At 56.1% G+C, this 13,525-nt stretch carries 13 protein-coding genes; 4 read left to right on the forward strand and 9 right to left on the reverse strand.

Going from position 1 to position 13,525, the window contains the following annotated elements; genetic code table 11:
• Positions 1-21 precede the first annotated feature (21 nt).
• A complete protein-coding gene (locus FKCLFG_RS16770) occupies positions 22-996 on the reverse strand; it encodes a Bug family tripartite tricarboxylate transporter substrate binding protein (RefSeq protein ID WP_472614196.1) in 975 nt (324 codons plus the stop codon).
• Positions 997-1,173: 177 nt separating this feature from the next.
• Entirely contained in the window at positions 1,174-2,151 is a 978-nt protein-coding gene (locus FKCLFG_RS16775; RefSeq protein WP_472614197.1) for a porin, read from the reverse strand.
• 141 nt (positions 2,152-2,292) lie between these two features.
• Here FKCLFG_RS16775 and FKCLFG_RS16780 point away from each other — a divergent pair, with 141 nt between their 5' ends.
• From FKCLFG_RS16780 to FKCLFG_RS16795, 4 genes are all read left to right on the forward strand, one after another.
• Entirely contained in the window at positions 2,293-3,000 is a 708-nt protein-coding gene (locus tag FKCLFG_RS16780; RefSeq protein ID WP_472614198.1) for a response regulator, read from the forward strand.
• Complete coding sequence (locus FKCLFG_RS16785; protein ID WP_472614199.1) at positions 2,997-4,439, forward strand: sensor histidine kinase; 1,443 nt, start codon at positions 2,997-2,999, stop codon at positions 4,437-4,439. The genes FKCLFG_RS16780 and FKCLFG_RS16785 overlap by 4 nt, the downstream gene beginning before the upstream one ends.
• Positions 4,440-4,768: 329 nt before the next feature.
• A complete protein-coding gene (locus tag FKCLFG_RS16790; RefSeq protein ID WP_472614200.1) occupies positions 4,769-5,083 on the forward strand; it encodes a metal-sensitive transcriptional regulator in 315 nt (104 codons plus the stop codon).
• Positions 5,084-5,217: 134 nt separating this feature from the next.
• The gene (locus tag FKCLFG_RS16795; RefSeq protein WP_472614201.1) at positions 5,218-6,204 is read left to right on the forward strand and encodes a CAP domain-containing protein; all 987 of its coding nucleotides are present in this window, start codon (positions 5,218-5,220) and stop codon (positions 6,202-6,204) included.
• A gap of 13 nt (positions 6,205-6,217) precedes the next feature.
• Here the strand turns inward: FKCLFG_RS16795 and mnmE are convergent, their stop codons facing one another.
• The 7 genes from mnmE to rpmH all read right to left on the reverse strand — a co-directional run bounded on the left by mnmE (position 6,218) and on the right by rpmH (position 13,168).
• Positions 6,218-7,591, reverse strand: coding sequence for a tRNA uridine-5-carboxymethylaminomethyl(34) synthesis GTPase MnmE (gene mnmE / locus FKCLFG_RS16800; RefSeq protein ID WP_472614202.1), 1,374 nt, complete (start codon positions 7,589-7,591; stop codon positions 6,218-6,220).
• A 213-nt stretch (positions 7,592-7,804) separates the two neighbouring features.
• Complete coding sequence (locus tag FKCLFG_RS16805) at positions 7,805-9,598, reverse strand: chemotaxis protein CheA (protein WP_472614203.1); 1,794 nt, start codon at positions 9,596-9,598, stop codon at positions 7,805-7,807.
• Positions 9,598-10,344 carry a protein phosphatase CheZ gene (locus FKCLFG_RS16810; protein ID WP_472614204.1) on the reverse strand — a complete coding sequence of 249 codons (747 nt, stop codon included), beginning with the start codon at positions 10,342-10,344 and terminating at the stop codon, positions 9,598-9,600. Before FKCLFG_RS16810 ends, FKCLFG_RS16805 begins: the two co-directional genes overlap by 1 nt.
• Positions 10,345-10,681: 337 nt before the next feature.
• On the reverse strand, positions 10,682-12,346 hold the full coding sequence (gene yidC, locus FKCLFG_RS16815; RefSeq protein ID WP_472614205.1) for a membrane protein insertase YidC: 1,665 nt from the start codon (positions 12,344-12,346) through the stop codon (positions 10,682-10,684).
• 11 nt (positions 12,347-12,357) lie between these two features.
• Positions 12,358-12,633 carry a membrane protein insertion efficiency factor YidD gene (yidD, locus tag FKCLFG_RS16820; RefSeq protein WP_472614206.1) on the reverse strand — a complete coding sequence of 92 codons (276 nt, stop codon included), beginning with the start codon at positions 12,631-12,633 and terminating at the stop codon, positions 12,358-12,360.
• A complete protein-coding gene (gene rnpA / locus FKCLFG_RS16825; RefSeq protein WP_472614207.1) occupies positions 12,633-13,004 on the reverse strand; it encodes a ribonuclease P protein component in 372 nt (123 codons plus the stop codon). Before rnpA ends, yidD begins: the two co-directional genes overlap by 1 nt.
• A 29-nt stretch (positions 13,005-13,033) precedes the next feature.
• Positions 13,034-13,168, reverse strand: a complete 135-nt coding sequence (rpmH, locus tag FKCLFG_RS16830) for a 50S ribosomal protein L34 (protein WP_061535510.1) — start codon at positions 13,166-13,168, stop codon at positions 13,034-13,036.
• Positions 13,169-13,525 lie beyond the last annotated feature (357 nt).

Below are 13,525 nucleotides of genomic sequence, written 5' to 3' on the forward strand. Positions count from 1 at the left end.
AAAACGTGCCCACCCTACAACCTATCGAACCAAACCCAATTCCCCGGCCTGTTTGCCGTAGTTATCGACGGTTTTTTTCACATACCCGGTAAGCACCTCGCCGGTCATCGCAAACGGATACAGTCCATGTGCGGCGCGCAAGCGGTCAAATTCCGGCGTTGCCATCGCGCGCTCGAATCGCGCCACCCATTTCCGGTAATGCGCATCGGCTACCTGAGGCCCCATGTAAAAGCCGCGAATAATCGGCCACGTCACATCAAAACCCTGTTCCCGCGCCGTCGGCACGTTGGACAGTGCGCCCGGCAAACGGGCATCCGACAGCACCGCCAGCACGCGGATTCCCGCATTTTTCTTGTCCACGCCAGCGTGCAGGATGGCTTCCGAGACATCGCCCGATACCGCCTGCACGTGGCCGGCCAGCAGCGCAGTAAACGCTTCGCCGCCGCCCTCAAAGGCCACGAAACGCAGGCCGCGGGTATCGACGTCGCCCTGCTTGGCAATCAGCATGGTCTTCATCCAATCCTGGCTGCCGATAGTGCCGCCCGCGCCGATCACCACTTGCGCCGGGTTCTGCTTCCAGGCGGCGACCAGATCGCGCAAGGTTTTGTAAGGCGAATCCTTGCGTACTGCGATCATTCCGTAGTCGGTGCCGACTGCCGCCACCCAACGCACATCCGAGGCCGAGGTCCGGCCGTATTTGCCTTCCGCCAAATTGAGCAGTGAGCCACCGGAAAACGCGACCAGCGTATCGAGCTCGCCGCGCTTTTGCGATACCACTGCATTCCAGGCCGCCGCGCCGATGCCGCCCGGCTGGTAACTGATCATTAAAGGCGGCTCGTGATCGGCCAAACCCTTTTGCGCCAACTTGCAGGTCAGATCCATGCCGCCGCCCGGCTTGGCCGGCACGATGCACTGCGGCGCGGCAATCGCATTCACCGCAAAAGCCGCCAGCGCCACGGCTAATAAGCACTGCAAGGATTGCATCAAATTACGCATAAAGCACCGAATTTTTATATGGGTCATCATTGTGGCGCATATCTTAGTCGCCTCAAACTTTCAATTAGCTTTCATCAGAAACCGATTCGGCACAGATTGCGGCTGATTTTGTAGCGGGTCAAAAGAATGTCTGTGCAATCCCTGACAGGCATCCGAGGATGCCTGTTTCTGACAAGATCAGAACTTGTGGCGGATGCCGACATTGAACTCACGGTCGCCGCTGCCATCGCCAGTTCTGGTGCGGGAAACCAGCTTGTTCTCGTTATTGATGCGGGTATAGGAAGAGTACAGATTGGTACGCTTGGATAGCGTGTAGGTATACGCCAGGGCTATCTGACTGGCATCGTCGTTGGCTGCCGACTTGTCGTCCTTTCGGGTATAGGAAACCATTACGGTGCTGAGGCCCAGCGGCACTACCGCGCCAATTACCGCAACCTTGTCATCGATCGCACCGACGCCTTTGTTGACTTCATAGCCCAGCAGGGCCTTCACCACGCCGAAGTTGTAGCCGCCGCCCAGATAAGTGCTCTTGCTACTGTCGCTGTCGGTGGCGTCATTTTTGTTCTGATGCGCCAGTTTCAGCACCAGCGGGCCATTTGCATACGCCAACCCGCCGCCCAGGATGCGGCTGGCGGCACTATTGCCGGGAACTTCGCCCAGGCTGTAGGCCAGCTCACCCGAGAAACCGTTCAGGTTGGGAGACGCGTACCTGATGGTGTTATCGGTGCGAACATCCCGGCGCATCAGGTTGTGGGAACTGCCGGAGATGCCATCCACCGGGTCGAGGCTATCGATGGCCGACCACAGCGGCGTGTATTGGCGTCCGGCAGTGACCGTACCGAAAGCGCCCTGCAGACCGGCAAAAATCTGACGCCCGAACAAGCGGCCCTGACCTTGGGTGCCGTCGTCCGGATTGAAGCCGTTTTCCAACGTGAAAATCGCCGCCAAGCCGCCGCCCAGATCTTCGCTGCCCTTGAAGCCCAGCCGCGAGCCAGACTGGATGCCGCTTCCCAGCGTGACCATCGAGCCTGCCGGACCGCCATGTTCGGAAGTGATGCCGACATCCAGCAAGCCATACACGGTGACGTTGGTCTGGGCCGATGCAGTGGCGGTGAAAGCACCCAGTAATAGCAGTGCGAGAAGCGTTTTTTTCATTACAGTGTCTCCTGATTATTATTGAAGCAGCCTATTTTTTGACCGCAACACGCAGGATGATGATGCAAGCTTTCAAATCGCTTTCGGTGTCGGTTTTATTGGATTTCATCCTTTATCGCAAACTGGAATAAGATGCAGGCCATGCGCATACTGCTTGTCGAAGACCATCTTGAATTATCCCGCTGGCTCAGCAAGGCCTTGCAGGATGCCCACCTGTCGGTGGAGTGCGCGGTGAACGGCAGCGATGCCGACGCCTTGCTGCATACGCAGGAATATGCGCTGGTGATCCTCGACCTGACCCTGCCGAAAATGGATGGGCTGGAAGTGCTCCGGCGGCTGCGGCTGCGCGGCAGCAAAATACCGGTGCTGATCCTGACTGCGCGCGGCGGGCTGGAGGAGCGGGTGCAGGGCCTGAACCTGGGCGCCGACGACTACCTGGCCAAACCGTTCGAGCTGGCCGAACTGGAAGCGCGGGTCAAGGCGCTGCTGCGCCGTTCGCAAGGCAATGAAGTGGTGGTTCATTGCTGCGCCGCCCTGCAGTTCGACACCGTGAGCCGCATGTTCACTTATGACGCCGCGCCGCTGGCGTTGACGCCGCGCGAACATGCAGTACTGGAAGCGTTGATTACCCGCGCCGGACGGGCGGTGCCGAAAGAAAAACTGTTCGACGAAGTATTCAAACTCGATGACGACGCCAACCTGGATGCGATCGAAATTTACATCCACCGGCTGCGCAAGAAGCTCGATACGCTGAGCGCCTGCGGCGTTGCCATTACCACCTTGCGCGGCATCGGCTATGTGCTCGATGCCAAACTCAGCGCCGCCGCAAACCCCAATCCGAGCATATGAGGTGGCCCGCCCGGCACGCTGCCAGCAGCACGCCCGGCAGCCTGCGCGGCCAGTTGCTGCGCTGGATTCTGATTCCGCTGGCGCTGCTGGCGGTGCTCGATTCGGCATCGGTTTACCGCACTGCACTGACTGCTGCCGAGCGCGCCTATGACCGCGCGCTGCTGGCCTCGACCCGCGCGCTGGCGGAGCGGGTTTCTTTCGTCGATGGCAAGGTGGTGGCCGACGTGCCGTATGTGGCACTCGACAGTTTCGAGACCGATACGCTGGGCCGGATTTATTACAAGGTCACCGGCGTTCAAGGCGAATTTGTGTCCGGCTATGAAGATCTGCCGGCGCTGCCACCCGACGTGCCGCGCTCGGATCTGTATCCGGCCCTGGTGCATTTTTACGACGCCAACTATCGCGGCGAAGCGGTGCGGGTGGCGGCTTTGTATCAGCCGGTGTATGACAGTTCGATGCGCGGCATTGCGCTGATTCAGGTCGGCGAAACACTGAATGCCCGGCTCGGTCTGACCCGCACTATCTTGCGCGATACGCTGTGGCGCCAGGCTGCCCTGATTGTTGCGGTAACGCTGTTGGTGTGGTTTTCGGTGCGGGTCGTATTGCGCCCCCTGATGCGCCTGAAGAACGATGTGGCGACGCGGCAGCCGACCGACCTGTCAGACTTCGATCCGAGCATGGTGCATAAGGAGGTGCGGCCACTGGTGCTGGCCATGAATGGTTATATGGCGCGGTTGCAGATCCTGATCAACGAGCAGCAGCGCTTCATCGCCGACGCCTCGCATCAATTGCGCACGCCGCTGACGGTGCTCAAGACGCAGGTCGAACTGGCGCTGCGCGAGAACGATCCGTACGCATTGCGCCAAATTATCCACAGCATCGGCCACACCACAGAATCTGCGGTCCATCTGGCCAACCGCCTGCTGACGCTGGCGCGGGCCGAACACCGGGCGCTGGCAGGCCAGATGACGGCCGTCCCGCTGGCTGCCATCGCGCGCCAAGTCGGGCTGGAACTGGCGCCGGGCGCGGTGCGAAAAAATATCGACCTGTCGCTGGAGGCGCAGGAGGATGCCGTCGTCACCGGCAATGCGCTGCTGTTGCACGAGATGGTGGTCAATTTGGTCGACAATGCGATTTGCTATACGCCGATCGGCGGCCGGGTGTCGCTGCGGGTATTCGGCGCTGCGCAACCGACGCTGGAAGTCGAAGACAGCGGCAGCGGCATTCCGCTGGCGGAAAGGGGCAACGTCTTCACGCCGTTTTACCGCGCCTCGGCCGCACTGGAAGCCAATCCGGGCGGCTCCGGACTCGGCCTGGCGATCGTGCAGGATATCGCCACCTTGCATGGCGCGCAACTCGAACTGGCTGACGGCGCCGGCGGCCACGGCTTGAACATCATGGTCCGGTTCCCACCTCCGACAGGCATTGCAAAGAAATAGTACTATTATCAGTATTATTTAAGCCGATTTAAAACAATGCGGGAAACGATACGTTTTTATATATACTCCATCATTTATACGGGTGTAATGAAACCTTTCCAGGTTACACAACCCGGCGTTGCAAGCAGAACCAAAGGCAGGACAAGCGCGCTACGATCCGGCATTGCAGGGTCCGGGATATCGCCGCCGTCAACCCAGTTTTCTGCCGAATCGCAGCGCCCCCGAAGCCGCAATACTGGATCGGAATCTAGGCCATTTAAAGATAATTAGTATTTATTTACTCCCCCATAGTATAATTTTTACTATACACATCATAAAGGAGTCTCACCATGTCATACGAAGCCCCCCTGAAGGTCTTGAGCGGTACCGCATTGACCGACGAACAAAAGAAAGACCTGTTGAACCGCCTGGCGCGCGTCGAGGGTCAGGTGCGCGGCGTGCGCAAATTGCTGGCCAAGGCAGTAGTGCCGGATGACTGCGATGGCGTTGCGCAACAAATGGCCGCCGCCCGCAAGGCGCTCGATCGCGCGTTCGTGAACTTACTCACCAGTGCGATGGTCTCACATACTTCCGGCTCGACCAGCCTGGAAGATGCATCTGAACGCGCTAAACACTTGTCGGAAATGCTCAACAAGTTCGCCTGATTTGCTGGCTTATTTGCTAGATCAAGCGCATAAGAATTTGCAACTTCCGGGTGCGAGGGCGGAAGCGGTGCTGCCCTCGCCGCAAGAAGGCCGTAAGCTTTGCGGCTGTTTATCCCTAATTCTGGAAGCCTGTCATGTCCCGCTTATCGCCTCTTGCTCCTGCCATATTACTGAGCCTTGCGCTCGCCGCTTGCGGCGGCAGCGATTCGTCCACGCAGGCAGCGCCGCCATCTTCCGCGGCGGTCGCTTCGCAAGAACTGGCGAAAGAATCAAACGCACCGCAAGTGAGCGGCAATATGGCGACGGACGGCTTCAACTGGTTCAATTTCCGTCGGCAACAGATCGCCCTGCCTAAACTGACACGCAACGCCCTGATTGATAGCGCGGCGCAAGGGCATTCCAGTTATCAAGCAGTCAATAATGTCATCACCCACGACCAAACCATTGGGAATCCCGGTTTCACTGGCGCCAAGTTGGAAAACCGATTAAATCGAGCCAGATACAACTTGATACCAAGTTATGCCATCGGCGAAGTCATTGCACAGACCGGCTACACCGATGGCTTCACTGCCGCCGAGGCCTTGATTACCGCCATCTATCATCGTTTCGTGATTTTCGAGCCGATATACAAGGAAGCGGGGGCGGGTTATGTCACAGCAACCAGCGGCTTTACCTACTTCACCACCGATTTCACCGCCAACAATGGTTTGGGTGCCGGGCTGGGCGCTGGGAAATTTACCGCATACCCGTATTCCGGCCAGAAAAACGTCCCACTGAATTTTTTCAGCAATTCTGAGGAACCCGATCCGGTACCCAACCGGGACGAAGTGGGTTATCCGATCAGCGTGCATGCTGATATCGATCAACTGATCAGCGGCGCCAATTTCAGTGTCAGACTGCGCGGTGCGGGAACACCACTCGCGGCGCAATTGCTAACCAGTCAGTCCGATCCTCAAACCCCAACCTCCGGCGCTGCCATCATCCCGCTCGAACCGCTGACCAGCGGCGCCACCTATGATGTGGCTTTTTCCGGCCGTATCTGCACCATCAGTCCACCGAATACCGCCTGCATTTCTGCGGACACGGCAATTTCACAAAGCTGGTCTTTCACAACCAAGTAAGGGCAATATTTTCTTACTTGCCAATACAGAAACGACTAAAGATTTCTCCCAGCAAATCATCCGGCGTAAATTCGCCGGTGATGCTGCCCAGTTGCTCCTGGGTCAGACGCAACTCCTCCGCCAGCAGGTCCAGCGATTGGTCGTTTTGTGCGGCAAACTGCGCTGCCAGCTGCAGATGATCGCGCGCGGCGCGTAGCGCAATCAGGTGCCGCTCGCGCGCCAGATACACCGATTCGCCGGTTTGCTGCCAGCCGGCAATACGCAGCAGCTCCGAGCGCAACAGGTCGATTCCGCTCTTGTCCTGGGCCGACAGATAGATGTGCGTGGCGTCCAGCATGGTGTCGATGCTGGGTTTGTGTCCGGACAGGTCGATTTTGTTCCAGATCCGGATCACCGGCACGCCGGTTGGAAAGCGCGCCACCATCGCCTCATCCGCGCGCGTCGGCCCTCGTCCCGCATCCAGCAAGTGCAGGATTACGTCGGCACGGCCAACCTCAATCCAGGTACGCTCAATGCCAATCCGCTCCACTTCGTCATTGGCATCATCGGTGGCGCGAATACCGGCGGTATCGATGATATTGAGCGGAATGCCTTCGATCTGGATAGTTTCAGTCACCTTGTCGCGCGTGGTGCCGGCAATCGGCGTGACGATCGCCACGTCCGCGCCGGCCAGAGCGTTCAACAACGAGGATTTCCCCACGTTGGGCTTGCCGGCCAACACTATATTCAAGCCTTCGCGCAGCAATGCGCCCTGCTGCGCTTGCAGCAAGACGCTGTGCAAAGTCTGTTGAATGCGTTCCAGTTGGCCGCGTGCGTTGGATTTTTCCAGGAAATCGATTTCCTCTTCCGGAAAATCGAGCGTCGCCTCAACCAGCATGCGCAATTGCACCACTTGCTCAACCAGCGTATGAATTACCTTGGAAAAGACGCCCGACAGCGATTGCGAAGCCGACTTTACCGCGGCCTCGGTTGAGGCCTCGATCAGATCGGCGACCGCTTCCGCCTGCGCCAAATCCAACTTATCGTTAAGGAATGCCCGGTGTGTGAATTCACCCGGCTGCGCCAGACGCAGGCCGATTTCCCGCCCCGCCTCCAGGCAGCGCGCCAGCAACATTTGCAGCACTACCGGCCCGCCGTGCGCCTGCAATTCCAGCACATCTTCGCCGGTGTAGGAATGCGGGGCCTTGAAATGGAGCGCCAGACCCTGATCGATGATGCTGCCATCGGCCTGCGTGAAGGGTAAGTAAGTGGCATGGCGCGGTTTTAGCTGAAAACCCAGCGCCTGCAGCAAGGCCGCAAGATTCTTGCCGGAAACACGTACTACGCCAATACCGCCGCGCCCGGGAGCGGTGGCAATGGCTGCTATTGGGGAAGAGTCAAGGTTCATACCGCGATTTTACCTAACTGCGCTTATGCACTGTTCACGAAAAACACGAAAGGCACGAAAAAAGCAAAGCAACACAGTAGGATGGGTGCAACCCATCTTGTACGTTCGATGGGTGATGGGTGCACCCATCTACGCACTGAACGACATTCGCTTACAAGAAAATGTCGTTCAGCAAGGGAGGGTAGCCAAGGTCTGCTGCGGCAGGCAGACTGTTTATGCCACCAGGCGCGCGTCCGTGCGGCAACCGTCGAGCAGATAGCCGAGGCCGATCACCAGCAACAATTCGCCTTCAGCTGACCGCGCGGTTCCGGTAATGCCCGGTACGTTGAGGCAGGATAAGGGTTTGATGACCAGATCTGCGGTGCCTTCAACCGCCTCCATGGCGAGAATGTACGGTTGCTGCGCGGCAATCACGATACCAACCCGCTCCACGCATGCCTCGTAACCGAGAATCTCAGCCAGCGAACGCACCAGCAGCGGACGCCCCTGATCGCGCAATATCGGGGCTCCACCGACTTCGGAAAATGTTTCCGGCAGCTCCACCACGCGCTCAATCACGGCTAACGGCATTGCCAACGCAGCACCGCTGGTACGCACCAGCATGGTTGGCACAATCGAGAGCTCGATTGGCAAGCGAATCAGAAAACGTGTGCCTTGACCGAGGCGCGAATCAATCCGGATCGTGCCGCGATTCTTGTCGACCGCGGTCTTCACCACATCCAGGCCGACCCCGCGCCCAGATACCGCGGTAGCGACTTCCTTGGTAGAAAATCCGGGCAAGAAAACCAGTTGGAATGCTTCTTCGTCGGTCTGCGCATCGTTCTCGCCGATCAATCCTTTGGCGCGCGCTTTTTCTCGCAAAAATTGCGGGTTCATGCCTTTGCCGTCATCCGCCACCTCGATCATCACGCTGCTGGCTTCCTGCCAGGCGGTCAGGGATATTGTCGATTTGGGTGATTTCCCGGACTTGATGCGGTCTTCCTGACTTTCCACTCCATGATCCAGCGAGTTGCGCAGCATATGCACTAGCGGATCATACAAACTGTCGACCACCACCCGGTCGACTTCGGTTTCCGCACCCTTGATCGCCAACTCGACTTCCTTGCCGAGATCCTTGGCCAGTTCCCGAACCAGGCGCGGAAATTTTTGGAACAGCCGCCCGACCGGCTGCATGCGGGTAGCCAGCGTGGCCCGCTGCAATTCGGTTGCATAGCGCGAGGCGCGTTCTATTGTTTCTGTCAGTGTGGCCATCAAGGTCGTAGCGTCAGATTCGAACTTGAATTGCGCCAGCTTTTCCAGCAGCACGGCCGCTTGGTTGGCCGCCTGCACCGACTCTCCGGCCACCTCGAGTAAGGTATCAAGCTTGACTGCGTCAATCCGGATGCTCTCCTCGATTATCGGAGTAGTGGATTTAGTGGTCTGAATTGCCGGCTGAGATTTTTTAACGGTTACTGCAGCGACCGGGTGTGTAATCGCAACGGGAACCGGAGCCGATACCGCTGACGGCAGGATATCCGATGGCACCAACGCACGATAATACGCATCCCAATCCGGTTTGCCGACAAGAACCAGCGCCTCAGCGGGCACCACGGCGGCGGTTGCAACCGCCGGCTCCGGTTGCGCATTGCCTTCGATTGCCGCAGTCAGGATGGCCTGTAACGCATCGGGCATCGCAGGTAGCTGCTCGGCGGCGACGCCATTGGCCAACTCACCGAGCTGGTCCGCAACAAAGCCGCTGGCCTGTAGCGCTGCCTCAATCGCAATTGGCGTCACAGGTGCGGCTCCGGTGCGCAAAGCATCAAACAGGTTTTCGGTCAGATGACAGGCAGATACCATCGCCGTCAAATTCATGAAGCCGGCACCGCCCTTGATCGTATGAAATGATCGGAACAGTGCATTCAAAGTGTTCTGATCATCCGGCTGGCGTTCCAGCACCAATAGATGCGCTTCAACATTGGTGGCGAGCTCCAGCGCTTCGACCACGAATTCCTTGAGCAAGTCGTCCATCAGAAACCCAAATCATCCAGAAGACTGTCCACATCGCTCTGTCCCATCGCGGCAGACGGCACCATCGGCCCCTGCATCAGGTCAACCACCGCTTCTTTATGTGCCAGCGGCTTGTCCTTTACTTCCTCAGGCGCGTTATCCCACAGCAGTTGCGCCAGTTCACGCTCGACAGCCTGGGTAATTGTCACCACTTTTTTGATCAGCTGGCCGGTCAAATCCTGAAAATCCTGTGCCATCATGATTTCCAGCAAGCGTGCTTTTTCCTCCTCAGTAACTTCAATGACGGAAGAAGTAAAGCTTCTGGAGTCATTCGCGAGCAGTTTGAACTCTTCCACGCTGAGTTTGCCGTCAAACATGTCGTTCCAGCGCATTTTTATTGCTTTAGCACTATTCGACAGAATTTCCTGCGCCGGCATGCCAGCGTCAGTCGCGTTCAGTACTTTGTTCGCAGCCTGTTCGGTCAGTGTCGCAACATAGGCCAAGCGATCCTGGGCATCGCCGATTTGCGAATTAAGAGTGTTAAACGGATGCTGTTGACCTAGTTCACGTATCGAGTCATGCATCATCCGAACAATTCCACCGAGCCGTTCGTACATCGGCTTTTCAGTTTCGGCAGGTCTTTCTGGTGCGGCTTCCAATACGTGAACAACGCTGGATGGAGCGTCAGGTGCGGTCGCTGTAATTTCGTCATGTTGCGCAGAGATCTGGTCGAACAGGGCATCCAGATCCTCAAAACTGTCACTCATAATCCATGCCTCTCATAATTTTTTCTAGCTGCTCGTCCTATGCTGCAGAAATTCAACTTTTTACGATATACCAAAATTGATATTTGGCGCGACGCTTTGGCATCTTTTTCTATTATAGAAAATTTTCGTGGCAGTCACGGTAAATATCGAACGCTGTTTCGCGACGCTACAATCAACTACTCAAAGCCGCTTTTCTGGTTTAACGCAGTTACACAGATCTGCATACCGTCCAGCAGGAACATTCGAATAGCGGACGAAAACCGAAATATCTTTAATAAAAAAGGCGGAATCTGGAAAGATTCCGCCTTTTGATTGCGCGCCATATAGGTGAAAACGCCTATGCTTTTTTGCCAACTTCCATTTTTTTGGTGATGGCCCATTGCTGGGCAATCGACAATACGTTATTGACGACCCAGTACAGCACCAAGCCAGCCGGAAAGAAAAAGAACATTACCGAAAATGCGATTGGCATGAACATCATGATCTTGGCCTGCATTGGATCTGGCGGTTTCGGATTCAACTTGGTCTGGATGAACATCGATATCGCCATCACCACCGGCAGAATATAAAACGGGTCCGGTGCCGACAGATCGTGAATCCAGCCCAGCCATGGCGCATTGCGCATCTCGACACTGGCCAGCAAGACCCAGTACAGCGAAATGAAGACTGGAATCTGCACTACGATCGGCAGGCAGCCACCGAGCGGATTGATTTTTTCGGTCTTGTACAACTCCATCATCGCCTGGTTCATCTTTTGCGGCTCACCTTTGAAGCGCTCGCGGATCGAGGTCATTTTCGGCGTAACCAGCTTCATTTTTGCCATGCTGCGATAGCTGGCTGCGGACAAAGGGAAGAATGCCAACTTGATCAAGACCGTCAGCATGATGATGGTCCAGCCCCAGTTGCCGAGTACTTTGTGAATTTGATTCATCAGCCAGAAAATTGGTTTGGCAATAATCGTCAGCCAGCCATAGTCTTTGACCAGATCCAGGCCCGGAGCAATTTTTTCCAGTACGCTGGTCTCTTGCGGGCCGGAGTATAAGTGCGCATCCATCGAAACTGTAGCACCCGGCGCAATGGTACCCAGCGGCAGAATGGTTCCGATCGCATACAGGTTGGCATCGATTTTTTTGGTGAATATTTCACGCGGCGTCTTGTCTTGTGGAACGATTGCCGAGACAAAATAGTGCTGTATCAGCGCCACCCAGCCGTTATCGGCCTTTTTCGCATGCTCATCCTTGCCATCTGCAATCTTGTCGAAGGCTAGTTTCTGGAATTTTTCCGCATCGGTGTATACCGCAGGGCCGGTGAAAGTACTATAAAGCTTGGACTCTCCGCCTGGCTTGTTGCCATCGCGCACTAACTGCAAATACAGCGAAGACGTAATCGGCGCACCGGACATGTTCGCGATATCGTGTTTGATGTCAATATTGTAATCACCACGCTTGAATGTGAAGGTTTTGATCAGTTTGACGCCACCTGCGTCAGACTCCAGCACCAGCTTCACTGCATCGTCGGACCCCAGTTCGCGGCTTCCCGGCTGGACCGTGAAAGTCGATTTGTGATTGGGGAATGCGCCGCCGATCAAACCGGTCTGGGCTAGGTAGGTGTGCTGGGCAGTGGCATTGAACAGCACCAGATTTTTGGTCGGGTCGACCGTATCCTTGTGCTTTAAAAGTTCAAGATACCGCAGCTCGCCGCCTGCAGTATCTATTTGCGCCTTGATGACGTCGGTGGTAATCGTCACGATTTCACTTTTGGCCGGTGCCGCGCCGGCAACCGCAGCTGCAATTTCTGCAGGGGACTGTTTAGTACCCGTGACCGACGCCTGCGGCACCTCGGTTTTGGCCGACCCGGCAGCAGCGCCAGCGACAGATTTGTCTTGCTGCGTCACGGACGGCGAAAACATCGATGGTTTTCCGTTATAGCGCATCCAGTTGTCCCAAAGGATCAACAGCGACATCGAAAACACAACCCAAAGGATGGTACGTTTGATATCCATAAGTGTACTTGTCAGGAGAAATCAGTAATTCGGGAATGGCTGCAGTCGCTAACGTCTGCAGAAGTGGATTCAGGCTTTTTTTCTGGTACAGGATCAAATCCGCCCGGATGCCATGGATGGCATTTGCATAGGCGCCTGACAGCTAAAGCGCTCCCTTTTAATGCGCCATACTCGCGCACCGCTTGACTGGCATAGTCGGAGCAACTCGGATAAAAGCGGCAATTTTGCCCCAGAAATGGGCTGATGCACAGCTTATACGCACGCAACAGCAGCAATAAGACCTTCATCAGGAGCTCTCAGGTAATTTCTGCGACGCCAGCAAGCGCGTCAATTCCGTGCGCAGCAATACCTTCAATTGCACTGTAGTTGCCGGATTGGCCTTGGTATTGATCGGCTTGGACAGGCGAACAATGCAATCCAGTGATGGCAATTCGGTCTGGCGAAACAGTTCACGCGTCACCCGTTTGATGGTGTTGCGGGTTACCGCGCGCGGCGCAAACCGCTTTGCCACCACGATACCCAAACGGGCATTGGGCAATCCTGCCGGACGGGCATACAGCACAAAGTGCGCAGTTCTGTAGGCTGGGCGCAAACGAAAAACGGATGAAAAGTCATCCGTTTTAACGATTCGCCGAACACGTGAAAAATCGCCTGTCACGCAGTCAGCTTTCCTACTGTACGTTTGGCTTAAGCAGCCAAACGCTTACGACCCTTAGCGCGACGCGCATTCAGTACGGCGCGACCGCCGCGGGTTGCCATGCGTGCGCGAAAGCCGTGGGTACGTTTGCGGCGTACGACGGAAGGTTGGTATGTACGTTTCATGTTGGTCTCGCTAATCAGCAAAAATAAATCGGTCTAAATCGTGTTACTACGCCCAGCGCCACATTTTGGTATTTGCAGCGCGTATACCGGAAAGGCACAAGCTAAAGCAACCATTGAATGGTCAGGGAACCGTGGATTAGACATTATTTTGCATGGGTTTGTCAATATGCCGGATGCATTTATCCAAAGGCATGAATATGCATTGACCATCTAAAAGTAGGACTGCCTGTGGATAACTCTGTTCGGCAAGGGTAGAATAGTATAGATGTGTGGCGATCTCATGCAGGATTGCATCGCAGTCTTTCTGTGAATATACCGATACGCCCTCCCCCCACACCTTTTCACTCAAGAAGATTC

It is taken from the genome of Gelidimonas denitrificans (assembly GCF_055694065.1).